Source organism: Lysinibacillus irui (genome assembly GCF_028877475.1).
Classification (GTDB): domain Bacteria; phylum Bacillota; class Bacilli; order Bacillales_A; family Planococcaceae; genus Lysinibacillus; species Lysinibacillus irui.
This window is the reverse complement of record NZ_CP113527.1, coordinates 4,017,894-4,035,872: the sequence shown is the minus strand read 5'-3', so window position 1 is coordinate 4,035,872 and position 17,979 is coordinate 4,017,894. Positions and strand designations below refer to the sequence as shown.

General features: G+C 36.7%; 17 protein-coding genes. 11 read left to right on the top strand and 6 right to left on the bottom strand.

Features of this window, described 5'->3' with window-relative positions:
• The 3 genes from OU989_RS20285 to zupT all read left to right on the top strand — a co-directional run bounded on the left by OU989_RS20285 (position 1) and on the right by zupT (position 1,800).
• The gene (locus tag OU989_RS20285) at positions 1-132 is read left to right on the top strand and encodes a hypothetical protein (protein WP_274794726.1); all 132 of its coding nucleotides are present in this window, start codon (positions 1-3) and stop codon (positions 130-132) included.
• An 85-nt stretch (positions 133-217) separates the two neighbouring features.
• On the top strand, positions 218-826 hold the full coding sequence (locus OU989_RS20280; protein ID WP_274794724.1) for a phosphatase PAP2 family protein: 609 nt from the start codon (positions 218-220) through the stop codon (positions 824-826).
• Positions 827-990: 164 nt separating this feature from the next.
• Positions 991-1,800, top strand: a complete 810-nt coding sequence (gene zupT, locus OU989_RS20275) for a zinc transporter ZupT (RefSeq protein ID WP_274794723.1) — start codon at positions 991-993, stop codon at positions 1,798-1,800.
• 57 nt (positions 1,801-1,857) lie between these two features.
• Here the strand turns inward: zupT and OU989_RS20270 are convergent, their stop codons facing one another.
• The 3 genes from OU989_RS20270 to thrC form a co-directional block, all read right to left on the bottom strand.
• Positions 1,858-2,544 (bottom strand): 2-hydroxy-3-keto-5-methylthiopentenyl-1-phosphate phosphatase, encoded by a 687-nt coding sequence (locus OU989_RS20270; protein WP_274794722.1) that lies wholly within the window; start codon positions 2,542-2,544, stop codon positions 1,858-1,860.
• A gap of 132 nt (positions 2,545-2,676) precedes the next feature.
• On the bottom strand, positions 2,677-3,573 hold the full coding sequence (gene thrB, locus OU989_RS20265; protein WP_274794721.1) for a homoserine kinase: 897 nt from the start codon (positions 3,571-3,573) through the stop codon (positions 2,677-2,679).
• The gene (thrC, locus tag OU989_RS20260; protein ID WP_274794720.1) at positions 3,570-4,622 is read right to left on the bottom strand and encodes a threonine synthase; all 1,053 of its coding nucleotides are present in this window, start codon (positions 4,620-4,622) and stop codon (positions 3,570-3,572) included. The genes thrB and thrC overlap by 4 nt, the downstream gene beginning before the upstream one ends.
• A 204-nt stretch (positions 4,623-4,826) precedes the next feature.
• Here thrC and OU989_RS20255 point away from each other — a divergent pair, with 204 nt between their 5' ends.
• Complete coding sequence (locus OU989_RS20255; RefSeq protein WP_274794719.1) at positions 4,827-6,056, top strand: MFS transporter; 1,230 nt, start codon at positions 4,827-4,829, stop codon at positions 6,054-6,056.
• A gap of 316 nt (positions 6,057-6,372) precedes the next feature.
• Positions 6,373-7,239: a MurR/RpiR family transcriptional regulator gene (locus OU989_RS20250; RefSeq protein ID WP_274794718.1), complete on the top strand. Its 867-nt coding sequence runs from the start codon at positions 6,373-6,375 to the stop codon at positions 7,237-7,239.
• A gap of 108 nt (positions 7,240-7,347) precedes the next feature.
• Here the strand turns inward: OU989_RS20250 and OU989_RS20245 are convergent, their stop codons facing one another.
• Positions 7,348-8,151: a GNAT family N-acetyltransferase gene (locus OU989_RS20245; protein WP_274794717.1), complete on the bottom strand. Its 804-nt coding sequence runs from the start codon at positions 8,149-8,151 to the stop codon at positions 7,348-7,350.
• 521 nt (positions 8,152-8,672) lie between these two features.
• Here OU989_RS20245 and OU989_RS20240 point away from each other — a divergent pair.
• Positions 8,673-9,599, top strand: a complete 927-nt coding sequence (locus tag OU989_RS20240; protein WP_274794716.1) for a manganese-dependent inorganic pyrophosphatase — start codon at positions 8,673-8,675, stop codon at positions 9,597-9,599.
• 36 nt (positions 9,600-9,635) lie between these two features.
• On the opposite strand, the gene OU989_RS20235 is transcribed toward OU989_RS20240, so the two are convergent.
• On the bottom strand, positions 9,636-11,015 hold the full coding sequence (locus tag OU989_RS20235; RefSeq protein ID WP_274794715.1) for an FAD-dependent oxidoreductase: 1,380 nt from the start codon (positions 11,013-11,015) through the stop codon (positions 9,636-9,638).
• A 123-nt stretch (positions 11,016-11,138) separates the two neighbouring features.
• On the opposite strand from OU989_RS20235, the gene OU989_RS20230 reads away from it, so the two are divergent.
• From OU989_RS20230 to OU989_RS20220, 3 genes are all read left to right on the top strand, one after another.
• Positions 11,139-11,846 (top strand): DsbA family oxidoreductase, encoded by a 708-nt coding sequence (locus tag OU989_RS20230; protein ID WP_274794714.1) that lies wholly within the window; start codon positions 11,139-11,141, stop codon positions 11,844-11,846.
• A 163-nt stretch (positions 11,847-12,009) separates the two neighbouring features.
• Positions 12,010-12,636: an FMN-dependent NADH-azoreductase gene (locus tag OU989_RS20225; RefSeq protein ID WP_274794713.1), complete on the top strand. Its 627-nt coding sequence runs from the start codon at positions 12,010-12,012 to the stop codon at positions 12,634-12,636.
• A 303-nt stretch (positions 12,637-12,939) separates the two neighbouring features.
• A complete protein-coding gene (locus tag OU989_RS20220) occupies positions 12,940-15,300 on the top strand; it encodes a bifunctional 2',3'-cyclic-nucleotide 2'-phosphodiesterase/3'-nucleotidase (RefSeq protein WP_274794712.1) in 2,361 nt (786 codons plus the stop codon).
• 381 nt (positions 15,301-15,681) lie between these two features.
• On the opposite strand, the gene OU989_RS20215 is transcribed toward OU989_RS20220, so the two are convergent.
• Complete coding sequence (locus tag OU989_RS20215; RefSeq protein WP_274794711.1) at positions 15,682-16,209, bottom strand: YceI family protein; 528 nt, start codon at positions 16,207-16,209, stop codon at positions 15,682-15,684.
• Between the two features lie 343 nt (positions 16,210-16,552).
• Between OU989_RS20215 and OU989_RS20210 the strand changes: the two genes are divergently transcribed.
• Together OU989_RS20210 and murB are read left to right on the top strand one after the other, a co-directional pair.
• Positions 16,553-16,858: a winged helix-turn-helix transcriptional regulator gene (locus tag OU989_RS20210; RefSeq protein WP_036119224.1), complete on the top strand. Its 306-nt coding sequence runs from the start codon at positions 16,553-16,555 to the stop codon at positions 16,856-16,858.
• Positions 16,859-17,054: 196 nt separating this feature from the next.
• On the top strand, positions 17,055-17,969 hold the full coding sequence (gene murB / locus OU989_RS20205; protein WP_274794709.1) for a UDP-N-acetylmuramate dehydrogenase: 915 nt from the start codon (positions 17,055-17,057) through the stop codon (positions 17,967-17,969).
• Positions 17,970-17,979 lie beyond the last annotated feature (10 nt).

Here is a 17,979-nt window from a genome sequence, read left to right as displayed (position 1 = left end):
ATGTTTAGAAAAATACTACCTATAGTAGCCATTTTATTTATTGTTGCCTTAGCAGTTTCCGATTATTTTCACAAACCAGATGAAGAATCAATCATGATTTATCAAGAATACAAGAATATAAACCTTTCGTAATGCGAAAGCCTATATTTTCACTTAGGAAGAACGTATTTGTGTTATGATGTGAAGAACATAGCATAAATGTTTTAGAGGTGAAAGTATGAAAAAATGGGCTTATCCATTAGCAATTTTAACATTAGTTATCTTTATTGTTTTAAGAGCAACTTATCAAAAACCGTTTATGAATACATTTGATGCGAAAGTGGCAGATATTTTTTTAGGTAATCGGTTTATCGAGTTCTTTCATTATATAGGGGAGCCCAAATTTGTTGTGATTGTGGCAGTAGTGTTAATCGTTTATTTAGCATGGAAGGTAAAAAATTATCGAGGTATGCTATTTGTTGTGTTAACGTTTGCTGCGGGCAACGTATTAAATCAATTACTAAAGAAATGGGTTCAACGACCACGACCAGAACTGGAGGATCAACTGACATCCTTTAGCTTTCCATCTGGACATGCTATGACAGGTATTTTGTACTTGTTCACAACTGCTTATCTTTTAGCTGAAAATAATAGTAAGAGCCGGAAAATCCTTTTATGGCTTGCAGCAATTATACTTATGATACTTATCGGACTATCACGTATTGCTGGAGCCCGGCATTTTGCTACAGATGTGCTTGCTGGGTGGTGTATGGGCTATACATGGTTTGTCATCTGTGTCATTTGGTATGAACGTCGTAAACGAAACTTTCAATTGAATCATAAATAAACATGTAAGCAGTATCATTCAATATTTGTGTGAATTGATACTGCTTTTTTATGTTCTATTGGGCCTTAGTAAAGAATGATATTCACCTTATAAAAAAGAATTGCGTATAGGAAACTTCTACGTTAAGATGAGTACAATAAGAAAAAGAGAAAAGGAAGAAGGGAATGGACGGAAATGTTTTACTGGCATTGGGATTGACTCTTTTTGCCGGGCTTGCAACGGGTGTAGGTAGTTTAATAGCATTTTTTACATCACGTACAAATACAAAATTTTTATCATTAGCATTAGGTTTTTCAGCAGGGGTCATGATCTATGTTTCCCTAGTAGAGATTTTTGTTAAAGCTAAAGATGCTTTAACCAATGCATTAGGCACAACAAATGGCTATTGGATGACAATCCTCGGTTTTTTTGGGGGGATGTTATTTATTGCTTTGATCGATAAATTTATTCCTAAAGCGACTAATCCTCATGAAGTAAAGCTAGTTGAAGATGTGAATGCGATTAAACCAAAGGTCAATGAAGATCATTTGATGAAGATGGGGATATTTACTGCTCTCGCTATTGGCATTCATAATTTCCCAGAGGGAATCGCCACATTTATGTCAGCTATTAATGACCCGAATGTTGGGATTGCCATTGCCATTGCGGTAGCCATTCATAATATTCCAGAGGGCATTGCTGTATCCGTTCCAATTTTCTTTGCAACGGGTAATCGTCGAAAGGCTTTTAAATTATCCTTTTTATCAGGATTAGCAGAGCCTGTCGGTGCATTAGTAGCATTTTTGCTTCTTATGCCATTTTTAACGGATGTAATGTTTGGTATCGTCTTTGCAGGTGTTGCTGGAATAATGGTCTTTATTTCATTAGATGAATTATTACCCGCAGCGCAAAGATACGATGAAACACATTTGTCGATGTATGGTTTAGTAGGGGGAATGGCGGTCATGGCCATTAGCTTAGTGTTATTAGCATAATAAGTAGAAAACAAGAGAGCCATCTTAGTAAAAGTGGCTCTCTTGTTTATTCTCACATTAAATAGTGGGAACAGTGTTTGTTGAATCCAGAAGTTCTTGGACAATGTGTAAACAATCATGGAAAGTAGTAAAAGGTTTATAAGGAACATGAAGCTCCTCACAGCGCTGGATAAGGTGGTCTCTAGCAAGGACTATATCGGCTAGTTTGGCTGCCTCGAAATCAGATAAAGAATCACCAATCACAATTTTATAATGATCTTCTGTAGCAACCTTCCGCATAACGCTAGGCTTGCAGCAGCCGCAACCTTGCGTGCTAAATTTAGTACATGCCTCGTCACAGCTATTTGGATAAATCAGCTCTATCTGATCACCAGAAAAATCTGCTTTATTACAGTAAATACCTGAAAACGGCCCATATTTCTCAACTAAAGGTTTAATGAAAAAATCAACCCCACCACTTACAATATAAAATGGAATATTGTTGTCTTGGGCATAGTGAACAAATTCGCCAAAGCCTTCACGGATGACCGCAGAATTCATAAGGTACTGTATTACATCATCCTTTTGTTGAGTAGAAAGTAAACGAAACATAGCTGAAAGCCCATCTTTAAAGGAAATTGTTTGCTCCATCATAGCTTTGGCAATTTTCTCAGATTCCTCGGGTACAAATTCAGTCATAAGTGAAAAGATATTATCAGTTTCTGTTATCGTGCCATCGAAATCACAGAATATTATTGGTTGCAAGATAGTTCCTCCTTAGAAACATAAGTTCCTAGTAATCTATAAATGTCTAACCTTATACTTCTATAATATTAGTTTTAACCATACTTCCTTTCAAGAAAAAACGCCTACTATTATAGTAGACGTTTCTTCCAATTATCTATTAACTTGTACACCATGTTCATCGGCTTTTGTCAAAATAACCTGATGTTCAGGGAATTGCTCTTTCATTAAATGAACGAAGTCAGAGGCAATAGCCGAGGGAATGATTGAAATCATTGTTGGACCCGCTCCGCTTAATGCTGTTCCATAGGCACCATTAGCTTTTGCAGCTGTACGAATTTCTGCATACGCAGGAATAAGCTTTGCGCGAAACGGTTCATGGAATAAGTCTGCCTCCATATAACGACCAGCACGCTCGAAGTCCCGTGCCATTAAGGAAGCTGCTAACATATTCGCATTTGCAGAAGCACGCACTGTATAGGATCGATTCAATTGTTCTGGTAAAACAGAACGGGACTCACTCGTTTTTAGTTCAACATCTGGTACATATACAACAAAGGATGCATCGATATCATTAATATGAAATGTATCGACTAGGCCGTTATCGTCCATAGAGGATATGGTTAATCCCCCTAAAACAGAAGCGGTTGCGTTATCTGGATGCCCCTCAATTTGTGAGGATAGATTGAGTTTATCTTGAGTAGTTAAATCTAGCTCACATACTTGGTTAGCAAGCTCAATACCCGCAACAATAACAGCTGCACTACTTCCGAGACCACGTGCTAACGGGAGTTCACTAGCCATTTCAACACGACAAGCAGGTAGTTGTTGACCGTATTGTTGGGCGATTTTTTTAGCAATGACGTATAGTAAGTGTTCTTCTAGCTCAAACTCTTTAGGACCATTATCATCAAGATGAATAATATCCCAATGATCTTGTAAAGTCACGGTAAGTTTTAAGTAAAGAGACAAGCCGAGTCCTATTGAATCAAAGCCGGGACCTAAGTTGGCTGTGCTTCCAGGAACTGAGATTTGCCACGTTTTACTCATAGTACACCCTCAATATATGCACGAATTTCTTCTTCATCATTTTTGAGGGATACAACTTCGACAGAAGAAACATTCATTGCAGTATCAGGATCTTTTAGCCCGTTACCTGTAAAGATCGTTACAACTTTAGCGCCCAGTGGAATTTTTCCACTTTCTACGGACTTAATAACACCTGCTAAAGAAGCAGCTGAACCTGGCTCAACAAAAATACCTTCTGTACTTGCAATTAATTTATAGGCAGCAACAATTTCTTCATCTGTAACCGAATCAATCATACCACCAGATTCATCGCGAGCTGCTTCTGCCAATTTCCAACTAGCAGGATTACCTATTCGAATGGCTGTTGCTACTGTCTCTGGGTTTGCAATCGGTTCGCCTTTGACGATTGCTGCGGCACCTTCAGCCTCAAAGCCATACATTTTTGGTAGACCGCAATCTTTTGCAGCATGATATTCTTTAAAGCCTTTCCAGTATGCTGTAATATTCCCTGCGTTCCCAACTGGAATACACAAATAATCTGGTGCTGAACCTAAGGCATCTACAATTTCAAAGGATGCTGTTTTTTGACCTTCAATACGATATGGATTTACCGAATTTACAAGTGCAACAGGAGTTGTTTCACTCACCTGGCGAACGATATTAAGAGCATCATCAAAGTTACCATCTATTTCAATGATTTTTGCACCATACATGGTAGCTTGTGCTAGTTTACCAAGAGCAACTTTCCCTTTAGGGATGACAACGATTGATTGAATACCAGCACGTGTTGCATATGCAGCGGCAGCAGCCGAAGTGTTTCCTGTAGAAGCGCAAATAACACATTGACTTCCGTCCTCAATAGCTTTTGCAACTGCAAACACCATTCCTCGGTCTTTAAATGATCCAGTCGGGTTTGCACCTTCAATTTTTCCATAAAGCTCAATACCTAGTTTCTTTGATAAATTCACTAAATGTATAAGAGGCGTATTGCCTTCGTTTAAAGTTAAAGCGGGTGTATTTTCAGTTACGGGTAAAAATTGTTTATATTCTTCAATAAGGCCTTTCCACATAACGTTACGATCTCCTTTTGTTCTTATAGAAAGAACAGTTGTTTTTGTATAAAAGACATTTTAACGCAAATTGCACTATTATTTCAATAGCATTTCGTTAATTGTCGAAACAATTCGGTAATTTGAATTTTACTTGTCACTTTCTTGAAACAACTGTATAGTAATCTTGTAATGTAAAGTCAAGTGTAAAGACAGGTGATTAGAATGACAATAAATACAGCCGTAACAAATAGACCTCAACAACCCATCTCAAGAAATAAGCTTTTGGGTGTTGCAGGGGTAGGGTGGCTCTTCGATGCAATGGACGTTGGTATATTATCTTTCGTCATTGCAGCGTTAGCAGCAGATTGGGGACTTACACCAAGTCAATCTGGCTGGATTGGTAGTATTAATTCAATCGGGATGGCAGTAGGGGCTCTCTTTTTTGGGGTATTTGCTGATAAAGTAGGACGGAAACAAATTTTTATGTGGACACTTGTTCTCTTTTCTGTTGCAAGTGGTTTGTCTGCATTTACTACGTCATTAACTGCATTTTTAATTTTGCGCTTTTTAGTTGGGATGGGTCTAGGTGGAGAATTGCCCGTTGCCTCTACATTAGTATCTGAAAGTGTAGCAGCAAAAGAAAGAGGGCGAGTAGTTGTTTTGCTAGAAAGTTTTTGGGCAGCAGGATGGTTAATTGCAGCGCTTATTTCGTATTTTGTCATTCCTACATGGGGGTGGCGAGTGGCATTGATACTAACAGCGCTTCCAGCATTTTATGCTATTTATCTTCGTTGGCATCTGCCAGATTCACCTCAATTTACTGTGAAGGAAGAATCTAAAAAAAGAAGCATTAGCCAAAATATGAAAGAAGTTTGGTCGAAGAAGTATGCTAAATCGACATTGATGCTGTGGATTTTATGGTTTACAGTCGTATTCTCCTATTATGGTATGTTTTTATGGCTTCCAAGTGTAATGGTTGGAAAGGGCTTTGATATGATTACAAGCTTTAAATATGTTTTGATCATGACATTAGCTCAATTGCCAGGATACTTTACAGCAGCTTGGTTTATAGAAAAATTTGGACGCAAATTTGTCCTTGTTTCTTATCTAATTGGTACCGCTGTGAGTGCATTAATTTTTGGGAATGCAGATACTCTTGCCATGCTGTTAACTTCGGGTATGTTTTTATCTTTCTTTAACTTAGGAGCTTGGGGAGCATTATACGCTTATACACCGGAGCAGTATCCTTCTATCATTCGTGGAACAGGTGCGGGAATGGCGGCAGCAGTAGGGAGAATAGGTGGTATTTTTGGTCCATTGCTTGTTGGTTTTCTATTAACAGCAGGGTATGACATAGGTTTCATCTTTGCTATCTTCTGTGGAGCAATCATTATTGGCGTTGTGGGTGTTATCTTCCTTGGGAAAGAAACGAAGCAACTTGAATTAGAATAGACATGAAATTGAATGTTCTGGATCTGAATAATGGATCCAGGACATTTTTGTCTTTATTCGCTAGTTTAAGAAGTAAAAATGAGTATTTATTAATTTTTATTTAATTTAACTAAATTATTTGTTAAAATGACAAATCAATAAAAAAGTTAAATTATAAACTAAATTGCTATATTAGCAGGTTAATGCGATAAAGATTTTTCAGAAAAGTCATTGTATTCAAATTGTAATCGTGATACTGTATTTTTAATCGAATTTTGAGCCAGTAGGAAACAATCTCCCATTCGTGATAAGGTCATTGAAAGAAAGGTTGTTAGGAATGAGTATTCATGAGGATATAAAGAAAAGGTTTGTAAGGCTGTCAAAGGGTCAACGCAAAGTAGCGCAATTTGTAATGGATAATCCCACTACTGTTATTGCTAATGGGGCTGCAGAGGTTGGCAGACTTGCTAATGTAAGTGAATCTACAGTGATTCGTTTTTGTTATGCCATGGAATTATCAGGGTATGTAGAACTTCAAGAGGAAATAAGAAATGATATCATGTCTCAAAGTGTAGGAACTAACCTACAGCCTACATATATTGCTAAAAAGCTGACCAATTCTAACTTTGGTAAGATTATGCATCGAGATAGCCAACATATTCAAGAAACAATTCAGCTAATTAACGAGCAACAAATTCAAAAAAGTTCAAAATGGATGCATGAAGCAGATAATATCTATATTCTAGGTACCTGTCATCATGCATCTGTGGCGAATTGGCTTTCAAACACATTAAAAACGTTACGTACAAATATTAAGCAACTTCGTTTGGACTCGGAGGAACTAGTTAATCAAATGAATAGCATGGGCGAACATACGACTTTAATTGTGCTATCTTTTGATAAACAAATGAAAGATATTAAGACAATTATTGAAATTGCCAAGATAAAAAAGGTGAAGATTATTGCCATTACAGGTTCTGCATTTTCGCCTATTCGAGAATATGCTAGTGCATTATTTGCTCTTGGCACAAAAAATCATTCTTCGCTAGACATCGCTCCTGTGTTATTTTCTTTCTTGCATGCACTGATAGAGGAAATGATAAGTCAGGACAAGGGGCAGTATGAAAAATATCAGCAATCCTATGAGCAAGTGGAAAATAATGTACTGTTTTTAGATGCTGTTAGAGAGAAACAGGTTTTTTAAGGGAGACAACGCATAGATGGTGTGTAACAACACACAAGTCTATGCGTATTTTTTTGAGAAACTAAAAAAAGATGTCCAAATATGATTTAGACATCTAGGAAAAGTGAATTATAGAATTTTACTTAAGCAATATTCGTTAACATAAGTATTATTTAATTTAATAGCATTTTGTCGAATGCCTTCTTGTTGGAATCCTAGCTTTGTAAAAAGATGTAGAGCCACATTGTTATGCTCCATAACCGTTAATTCTAAACGAGAAATATCACGTTGTTTAGACCAATTTTCAACAGCCTTCATTAGTGCTGAGCCAATGCCCTTTTGTTGATGTTCTTCCTTCACAGCTAAACGAATAGAGGCAACATGTCTCACTTTTGATTGTTTATACCCATGTACGACAGCATAGCCTGCAAATATCCCATTTAAAACACAAAGTAGAATTGTACGATTTTTTAGTTGCTTCCAATAGGCTAAATTTTTACGAAGTTGTTGAACAGTTAGGTCTAGCTCATTTTGAACATTATACATGAAGTCAGTTTGTTGGAAAATCTCCTCTTGTAAATGAATGAATGAACGAGCATCGGATGCTTCAATCCCTCTAATTATGTATGCTGAAGGGTTTTCCTCATTGTTAGCAGTATTGTTTTCAGTAGTCTTCATTTGAGTGCGAGAGAAAGTGACACTAGTACCTAATTTAACATCAATGACATAATAACCTGCATTTGTCCATGATAAATAATGTGAGAGAGGGGGCTTCGTTTTTTTCCACCAGCTTTTATTTAAGTAGGCGGCGTTTGGTAGTGCTTGTCCCATAATGTTTTCTAACTCACTAAAGGATAAAGTGATTTCTTGTTGTAAAGCTACTTCAAAATAGTTTGCTAAAGGAATGTACTTTTTTTCCATCTTCTTTGTCATCGTAATCCCCATTTCCTGAATATCCAATAATATAGACTATCTGATGATAGCATAAAATTATGATGACTTAAATATGAAAACACAACTAAATATCTATGTAAACTATATATTTTAAAAAAAAGATATATTTTTACTATTGAATGTTAAAAAAAGGCTGGTAAAAATAGATAATAGTATAAGAGGATTTAATCGCCTTTGAATTGTACATTACAGGTCAAGGGGGTTATAATCTATCTATCCTATTCGAAAAGTAAGTTTTTAAACGTTTAGGATTATTTTTCTATAGTAAATTTTAGACAGAACGATTGTAGTCTGAGACAAATTGTACCGGTTTTGAGAGAGTTTTTGAGAGATCAGATAGTAAACAACTGTCCAAGATAGGACACCGGCTTTGGGGAATTTGGACCCTTATTTTGCAGAGTCATTAATGGATTCAAAGTTTGACTTTATCGCTTATAAGGCTATAAAGTATGATAAAATAAAATACAAATGTAAGTGCTATTTTAGGAGGAATTGATTCAATGAGTAAAGTATTAGTTTTTGGACATAAAAATCCAGATACAGACACAATCACATCTGCTATTGTATATGCCTATTTAAAACAACAAATTGGTGAGGAAGCTGAGGCAGTGCGTCTTGGAGATGTTAATAATGAAACTCAGTTTGCATTAGACAAATTTGGTTTTGAGGCACCTCGTTTAATCACATCTGTAGTAGGGGAAGCGGACAAAGTAATTCTTGTTGACCACAATGAGTTCCAGCAATCTGCAGACGGTATCGAAGAAGTACAAATTACAGAAGTAATCGACCACCACCGTATTGCCAACTTCCAAACAGCTGATCCATTATATTATCGCGCTGAACCTGTCGGCTGTACGGCTACAATTCTAAACAAAATTTTCAAAGAAAACGGTGTTGCAATACCTGCAAACATCGCTGGTTTAATGTTATCAGCAATCGTTTCTGATACATTACTTTTTAAATCACCAACTTGCACAGAACAAGATGTTAAAGCTGGTGAGGAACTAGCTCAAATTGCAGGGGTGGATGCTGCAGAATATGGATTAGCGATGCTGAAAGCAGGTGCTGATTTATCTGATAAATCTTTAGAAGACCTATTATCATTAGATGCGAAAGAATTCCAATTTGGCGAGTACAAATCTGTTGTGGCTCAAGTCAATGCAGTTGATATTAACGATGTCCTTAATCGCCAAGAGGAGTTAGAAATCTTATTAAATAAAAATGTTGCAGAAAACGGCTTAGATCTATTCTTCTTCGTTGTTACTGACATTTTAAATAACGATTCAACAGCTGTTGCCATTGGACAAGTAGCTGAAGTGGCTGCAAAAGGATTCGGTGCTGAGCTTATCAACAATCGTGTTGTATTACCGGGTGTTGTGTCTCGTAAAAAACAAATTGTACCTGTATTAACAGAAGCTTTAAAATAATATAAAAGAGGTTGTCTATAAAGACAGCCTCTTTTTTTAATCTAGTTTTAATGGTTGTACTGCTGGACCCTCTAGCACCTCTCCTTTTGCATTAAAACGAGAACCGTGGCATGGGCAGTCCCATGTTTCATCCGCTTCATTCCATTTCGTTTTACAACCTAAATGTGTGCAGGTCGGAGCTGTGACATTCTTCATATAACCAGCTATATATTCCTTTGCGACAAAACCTCCTACTTTGAGCATCTGCATGAATTGCGCACCGAATTTTGTACGTGATGGTGAATAAAGGGCAATGGCTCCATCCTCACTTCTTGCACCGGTAATAAGGGAGGATAGGATGTCCCCAGCGACAAAGGAATTTGATATACCCCATTTTCGGTAGCCAGTGGCAATGAGCACATTTGGCAAGGAGTTTGTTATTCTACCTACATAAGGTACAATATCTGGTGTTTCAATATCCTGAGCAGACCATCGATAGAGTGGTTGCTGCTCAAAATGCTCCTTCATTTCATTGGATATTGCTTCATAATAAGGCTCTGTATTTACGGTCTCCCCAGCAATATGATTCGCTCCGCCAAGTACTAAGTAATGTTCGTTGTTAATAGTAGCTGTTCGGATAGAACGAGAAGGGAAGTCAACTGATAAATATTGTCCTTGCATCGTCTCTGAAACCTTACTAGCAACCATGTATGAACGACTATTAGACAATTTGAAAAGGTGTAGTCCTCTAAATGCCTCAATTGGATAATGCGAGCACAAAATAAGCTTGTTATATTGAACCGAGATGTTTTTTTCGGTATGTAAGTTATTTTGTGGTATGTTTAATTGCTGTACACGGGTATTTGAATATAGTCTTGCGCCCATAGCCTGTGCCTCTTTTGCAAGAAAATTACTAACCTCTAAAGGATTTATTTGTGCCTGTTGTGACATACATAAGGCTTTTGTAATAGGGAAGGGTAGCTCAGTGTCAGAAGTAATTTTTGACTTAATATTTAAAACCTTATAAGCATTCCACTCTTTTAATAATTGTGCATACCCTTCTTTCGATTGACAATATAATAGCGAATCTACTTGCCGCACACTATTTTCCGGAAGTATTTGTCTGGCTTGATCGATGGCTTGTTGATTAAGCTGATAGTAGAGCTGTGCTTCTTCGACCGATAGTTTTTCTAAAAGATTAGCATACACGATGCTGTGCTGCGCTGTTAATTTCCCTGTGGAATGGCCAGTTGTACCGTGTCCAAAATGGGTATTTGCCTCAAGTAGAACCACATCGACACCAGCTTTTGCTAAGGTGTAGGCTGTATATAAACCAGTCAATCCTCCTCCGATAATACAGACATCACAAGTTACAGAGGAAGTAAGTGAAGAGAGTGATACTGACTCGGCAGTAGCGAGCCAAAGAGATTGTGTCATAGATAAACCTCACATTGTTTTTAACTTCAGTATGTAGATAGGCTTGAAAATTTATGCAATGAAGCATAAATATTGCCTTGGGATTTGCTCTGCCGCTACAATGTAGCAAAAGGAGTGAGTTTAATGAAAATTGAAATTTGGTCTGATTATGTATGTCCATTTTGTTATATAGGTAAAAAGCAATTAGAAAAGGCAATTGAAGATACTGGCTATGGCGGGCAAGTGGAACTAGTCTATAAAAGTTATCAACTAGACCCTACTACTCCAGTGGATTCGAATACTACTGTTTATGAATCCTTAGCGAAGAAATACGGAATGTCTATAGAGAAGGCTAAAGAAATGACACTTGGCGTAACGGAACGAGCGAAAGAAGTGGGCTTAAACTATGATTTTAGCAATTTGATGGAAGAGAATACGCTAAAAGCACATCGACTTGTAAAATGGGCTGAGCAACAAGGAGATGTTACGGCACTAGTGGAGACGCTTTTACACAGTCACTTTATTGAAGGAAAGCGCATAGGTCAAGAAGCTGTTTTATTAGAAATTGCTGAGCAGGTTGGATTACAACGTGATGAGGTTGCTAAGGTTATTGCAAATGATGATTATAAAAATGAAGTGGAAGCAGATATTCAAGAGGGTCTACAGCTTGGCGTTCGCGGGGTACCATTCTTTGTTTTAAACCGCAAATATGGTATTTCAGGGGCACAGCCACAGGAGGTATTCGAAGAAACCTTGCGTAAAGTAGCCGAGGAAGAGGGCTTACAACCAAAGCTAAAGATGGCTGGTTCAGGGGATACTGGTGTATGTACAGATGATAGCTGTAATTTTTAAGAGGGTTTAAATACCTCTTATAATACCGAAAAAATCGTAACATAATATTTCAGTCTAAAGTCTGAGGGAAGGAACATTGACTTTTTAGGTGAAATTTTTTAAGATAAACACATATCTTGAATTCGAGATATCAAAACATGAAATTTAGGGGAGAATTTATATAATGAACGTTTTAGTAGTAAAAGCTAATAACCGTCCAGACGGTATTTCAACAAAAATGTATGATACATTCATGGAAAATGTACAAGGTGTAAACGTTACAACTTTTGACGTATTTGCAGAGGATATGCCTTATTTTGGACAAGACCTTTTCAATGCATTCGGTAAAGTACAAAATGGTGGAGAGTTAACAGACATCGAATCGCGTCTTTTAGCTGCTAAACAAAAAGCAATGGATGCATTAACTGCTGCTGATTTAGTTGTATTTGCATTCCCACTTTGGAACTTAACAATTCCAGCACCATTACAAACATTTATCGATTATGTATATCAAGCTGGATACACATTCAAATATGGCGAAAATGGTGAATTAATTAGCTTAATGACTGATAAAAAAGCGATTGTTTTAAACGCTCGTGGTGGCTACTATTCATTACCAGAAGCACAACCAATGGAAATGTCAGTAAACTACATTAAAAATGTTGTCGGTGGCGTATTCGGTATGGAAATTATCGAAGAAGTAATAATTGAAGGTCACAATGCTTCACCAGATAAAGCACAAGAAATTATTGCAAATGGCCTAGAAGAAGTGAAAAAAGTAGCGCAATCACTACAAACTGTAAATGCATAAAAAATATTTTTTAATAAAAGTCCTCTCATTTTAGAGAGGACTTTTTTATTTTGTGAATAGATGTATGGTGTGGTATGGAGGTCGGACATATTGATATTAATTCATTATTTAGAATTTACATTTACTAACATCCTATTGTGACTATAAAAATAAAAATGATAGTAATCTATTATTTCGGAGAAAAGTAAATACCCATTCTTTTAAAAATACATATATTTAGGACTTTTTATTCAGTAAAAAATAGAGTTAGTTTAATATAATAGGATTTGTAGGAAAATACTTGATTATTAAGGAGGTTGTTGTATGAACAAGAAATTAATAGCTAATTTCTTTGCGATGTTACTAGTTCTATTCGCGTTTATACCATTTGGGCTCTCTGCTGATGCTGCTTCCAATGATGTAACACGTGCAGATTATGTAAAAGAATTAGTAAAAAGTTTAGATGTAGAGCTAGGAGATGGATCTTCTCTTCCATTTACCGATGTCTCTAAAGATTTAGCACCCTATGTAGAAAAGGCCGTACAATTAAAGCTTATTAAAGGTAAAACAGCTACTACATTTGGTCCAGACGATCAATTAACTCGTCAACAAGCATTTGTTATATCCGCTCGTGGACTAGTTAGTGAAAACGCTTCCCTCTCTGTTTTAGAGCAATTTAAGGATGCAGATCAAATAGCAGAGGCATATAAACAAGACTTAGCTAATGCTGTCGCTGCAAATATTTTGCAAGCATTTGAGGATAATACTATTCGCCCTCGCGATTTTGTAACGAAAGAGCAAATGGAGAGTATTGTAGAGCGCTTTGTAGCAGAATACAAAGCACCTTCAACTGGCGTGTCAGTAGACCTTCAAATTTTAGGAACGACAGATATCCATACCAATTTAGCTAATTACAATTACTATCTTGATGCACCGTCATCTGAGGTTGGTTTAGCGAATACAGCTACATTAATTGAACAAGCACGCGCTAAAAATCCAAACACATTACTATTCGATAATGGAGATTTAATTCAAGGTACACCACTTGGCTCTTATAAAGCATTAGAAAGTGTCTTAAAGCCGGGTGAAATTCATCCAGCTATAGCAGCACTAAACGCATTGAAATATGATGGTGGAACATTAGGAAACCATGAATTTAACTATGGTCTAGACTTTTTAGATGAAGTATTAAATGATGCAAAATATCCTGTAGTGAATGCTAATACTTATGATGCAAAAACAAAAGAACGCATGTATACACCTTATGTTATTCTTGATAAAGAAGTGGTTGATAGTACAGGCAAGAAGCATACGCTTAAAGTTGGTGTAACAGGCATTGTCCCAACCAAAATTGTTGAATGGGATGCCATTCATTTAGCAGGTAAAGTTGAAATGCAAGAACCAGTCGAAGCAGTTAAAGAGGTAGTACCAGAAATGCAAAAGGCTGGAGCAGATATCATTGTTGTTCTTTCACATTCAGGTATTGGAGAGGACACTTATGTAAAAGGTGCTGAAAATGTTGGTTACCAGCTTGCAGAAATCGAAGGCATCGACGCTTTAATTACAGGGCACTCTCATTTAACATTCCCTGGTGACTATAAGGATTTGAAAGATGTCGATCAAGAAAAGGGTACAATTCATGGTGTTCCTACTGTAATGGCAGGTAGCTATGGTAGCCATCTTGGTGTCATTGATCTAAAATTGGAACAAAAAGGCTCAGAGTGGGTTGTGGTAGATGGCAAAGGTTCATTACAATCGATCAAGCAAGAAGGCTTACAACCATCAACAACCGTGTTGGATGCTATAAAAGAAGCACATGAAGGCACATTAACATACATCCGTCAGCCTGTTGGAGAAACAACTGCGCCAATCCATAGTTATTTCTCAATGGTACAAGATGATCCTTCTATTCAAATCGTAACACAAGCTCAAAAATGGTTTATTGAACAAGAGTTAAAGGGCACTGCTGATGAAAAGACACCAATTCTTTCAGCTGGTGCACCTTTCAAAGCAGGATCTCGAAATAACCCATTGGATTATACAAACATTCCTGTAGGGCCACTTGCTATTAAAAATATGGCCGACATTTATCACTATGACAATACTGTTGCTACTATTAAAGTGACAGGCGCTCAAGCGATTGAATGGCTAGAGATGGCTGCAGGTATTTTTGCAACAATTGACCCGAATAAAACAGAAGAACAAAATATTATTGATCCAGAAGCACGCTCTTATAATTTTGATGTGTTAGATGGTTTAACATATCAAATTGATGTGACATCACCAGCTAAATATGATCGCCGTGGTAATCTTACTGATGAAAAGGCAAATCGTATTAAGAATGTACAATATAATGGTAAGCCAATTGATTTAAAACAAGAATTTATTATTATCACAAACAATTACCGTGTTGGTGGCTCATATGGGGCGACTTTCAAAAATGCTGACGGCTCCAATGTAACAAACTATGCTTATGAAAATCGTCAAGCTGTTGTTGATTATATTATGACTAATAAAACAATTAATCCTGCTGCGGATAATAACTGGTCATTTGTACCGTTCCCGGCAAATACAAAGGTGATATACCAAACTGCAAAAGACGCACAAAAGTTTATTCCTGCAGATAGTGGTATTGAATTTTTAGGAGATACAGAATCAGGCTTTGCTAAATATTTAATTAAATAATGTAAAGCAAAGGAGAGTACGAATTATTCGTTACTCTCCTTTTTATGTCTAATAAAGTTTGATACCGTTTGCCTTGATAGGTTAACATTCCGCTATCGCCAACTAGTTAACCATAGTCGTAGCCATTCACTTTTAGTTCAAGACCTCTCCATTCGTAATAGGAGGTATATGCCCCAGTATTATTTGAGCCACCGCGTATATTAGTACGTTTTGAAACAACCTTGGCAGGTACTGTTAAAATCAGCGAATGGTTATTTTTAGACCAACGATACTGCCAAAAACAATTAAAAAGATGATAGAAATATAAACAGACTTAAATGGTAAACCATGCTCAAACCATAGCAAATGTGTTCTTCCTTTCATTTAAGGTAGAAACTAACATTAAAGAGGGTTTAGCTCAAGGTCTATGACAATGTCTATTTCGTCACTGATTAATACTCCGCCAGTTTCTAAAAACGTATTGTAGACTAAATTAAAATCACGACGATCGATTTGTGCTTTTGCTTGGAAGCCAAATACTTCTTGTGCCCATGGATTGACACCTTTCCCTGTATATACTGTTGTAAATACGATAGGCTTCGTTATGTTTTTGATTGTTAAATCTCCGTGAATCGCAAAATTTTTTTCACTTAGTTTATCAATATATGTAGAGGTAAATACTATTTTTGGATAGACGTCTGCATCAAAAAAGTCAGGAGACACGAGATGGACATCACGGTCATAATTATTTGTTGAGACACTAGCCACAGCAATCGTAAAAGAAATGTTTGTATCTTGCATTTGCTCAATATTGGTGGCAACTATGTCAGCGTTGTACGATTCAAACGTACCATGAATTCGGGAAATCATCATATGTCGCACTGAAAAGCTAATTGTTGAATGACTGAAATCAATAGTGTATTTTTTCATTTAAAAACCCCCTAAAACAGCATTCTACAACGATGATAAAGTAAGTAATTGGTTTATTCAATAAATTTTTCATAATTGTGGAAGTGTTATCTTTGAAAAAAGTGTAATCTGTGAACATAATACGAAATGAATTTATATGAGGTAGTCATAAAATTGTCAACGTGTGCATTTTATTAATAGCAGTGTTATTACGCTTTTGCCCTATTAATGACAATATTGATGTATAAAGTTACTTTTTGTAATTAAATATATAAAAGTTAATTAATTATTTTACGTAAATAAGTTACTCCAAATTTACATTTACTGCAATAATCGTTACAATAGTTACATAGAGGTGAAAAATATGAATGAGACTACTTTATGTCCTCGTTTAGCAAAAGCGATGGATTTAATTGGAAAACGATGGACGGGTTTAATATTATATCAATTACTAGACGGGCCACAGCGTTTTAATGAAATTGAGTCTGCATTACCTGTCAGTGGACGCTTGTTATCAGAACGTTTAAAGGAGCTTGAAAAAGAGGGGCTTGTTGAACGAAAAGTATATTCTGAGGTGCCAGTTCGTGTTGAGTATTCATTAACAGATAAAGGTCGTGCACTAGAAGGTGCGATTCGCAATATAGAAACATGGGCAAGTAGTTGGCTTTAACATGAAATGTAATATTTGTGCCAAAAACGACACTTGGAATTATGGTCAATTTTCTTTATAATATTCATCATCTCTGCACAGGTCTTACCTGTCTTGTAATGTGAGATAAAAATACCCTTCATTTTACTTGTCAAATTGGGGTTCTAAATCCATACTGGTGTAGAGTAAGAAGGACGTTAGAAAGGAATTAGCTCTCATGTCAAAAGAACAATGGGCGATGGATTTAGCAAAGAGCATTAATCCTGCCAATATTAAGTTAGATGAATCATTACAGCAATACACAATGACAAAATTAGGTGGCAAAGCAGATGTTTTTGTTCTTCCGGAATCAGAAGAAGAAGCAGCATCAGTTATTCGCTATGCATATATAAATAATATTCCTTTATTAATGTTAGGTAACGGATCTAATATGGTTGTTCGCGATGGCGGTCATAGAGGTATCGTTGTAACGTTTTCACGCTTAGATGAAATTCGAATTAACGGTGAGCATGTTTATGCACAAAGTGGCGCGCTGATCAAGGATGTATCAAAGCTATCTGCAAAAGCTTCTTTAACAGGTTTTGAATTTGCCTGCGGTATTCCTGGATCAATTGGAGGAGCAATGGCTATGAACGCAGGTGCATATGGCGGAGAAATTAAAGATATTATTATTTCGTCTAAGGTGTTAACGAAAGAAGGAGACATTTTAATATTATCTAAAGATGAGCTAGAGCTTGGTTATCGTCAAAGCATTATTGCCAAAAAGGGCTACTATGTATTGTCCTCTGAATTTCAATTAGACGTAGGAGTGCAGGAGGAAATTGATGCGAAGATTGCTGATTTAACATTCCAGCGTGAATCAAAGCAGCCTTTAGAATATCCGTCAGCTGGAAGTGTTTTCAAACGCCCACCTGGTCATTTTGCAGGTAAGCTTATACAAGATAGTGGCTTGCAAGGTAAAGGGATAGGTGGAGCAGAAGTCTCTACCAAGCATGCCGGCTTTATTGTCAATAAAGGGAATGCCACTGCTTCTGACTATATTGAGACAATCCAAATGGTGCAACGTGTCGTGAAAGAGAAATTTGGTATTGAGTTAGAAACAGAGGTTAAAATTGTTGGTGATGATCTATAATATGACGCCC

Excerpts from the sequence above, each read along its gene's own strand:
- murB (WP_274794709.1), top strand. The coding sequence starts at position 17,055 with ATGTCAAAAGAACAATGGGCGATGGATTTAGCAAAGAGCATTAATCCT.
- OU989_RS20280 (WP_274794724.1), top strand. The coding sequence starts at position 218 with ATGAAAAAATGGGCTTATCCATTAGCAATTTTAACATTAGTTATCTTT.
- zupT (WP_274794723.1), top strand. The coding sequence starts at position 991 with ATGGACGGAAATGTTTTACTGGCATTGGGATTGACTCTTTTTGCCGGG.
- OU989_RS20225 (WP_274794713.1), top strand. The coding sequence starts at position 12,010 with ATGAACGTTTTAGTAGTAAAAGCTAATAACCGTCCAGACGGTATTTCA.
- OU989_RS20285 (WP_274794726.1), top strand. The coding sequence starts at position 1 with ATGTTTAGAAAAATACTACCTATAGTAGCCATTTTATTTATTGTTGCC.
- thrB (WP_274794721.1), bottom strand. The coding sequence starts at position 3,573 with ATGAGTAAAACGTGGCAAATCTCAGTTCCTGGAAGCACAGCCAACTTA.
- OU989_RS20235 (WP_274794715.1), bottom strand. The coding sequence starts at position 11,015 with ATGACACAATCTCTTTGGCTCGCTACTGCCGAGTCAGTATCACTCTCT.
- OU989_RS20255 (WP_274794719.1), top strand. The coding sequence starts at position 4,827 with ATGACAATAAATACAGCCGTAACAAATAGACCTCAACAACCCATCTCA.
- thrC (WP_274794720.1), bottom strand. The coding sequence starts at position 4,622 with ATGTGGAAAGGCCTTATTGAAGAATATAAACAATTTTTACCCGTAACT.
- OU989_RS20230 (WP_274794714.1), top strand. The coding sequence starts at position 11,139 with ATGAAAATTGAAATTTGGTCTGATTATGTATGTCCATTTTGTTATATA.
- OU989_RS20215 (WP_274794711.1), bottom strand. The coding sequence starts at position 16,209 with ATGAAAAAATACACTATTGATTTCAGTCATTCAACAATTAGCTTTTCA.
- OU989_RS20210 (WP_036119224.1), top strand. The coding sequence starts at position 16,553 with ATGAATGAGACTACTTTATGTCCTCGTTTAGCAAAAGCGATGGATTTA.
- OU989_RS20240 (WP_274794716.1), top strand. The coding sequence starts at position 8,673 with ATGAGTAAAGTATTAGTTTTTGGACATAAAAATCCAGATACAGACACA.
- OU989_RS20245 (WP_274794717.1), bottom strand. The coding sequence starts at position 8,151 with ATGACAAAGAAGATGGAAAAAAAGTACATTCCTTTAGCAAACTATTTT.
- OU989_RS20250 (WP_274794718.1), top strand. The coding sequence starts at position 6,373 with ATGAGTATTCATGAGGATATAAAGAAAAGGTTTGTAAGGCTGTCAAAG.
- OU989_RS20220 (WP_274794712.1), top strand. The coding sequence starts at position 12,940 with ATGAACAAGAAATTAATAGCTAATTTCTTTGCGATGTTACTAGTTCTA.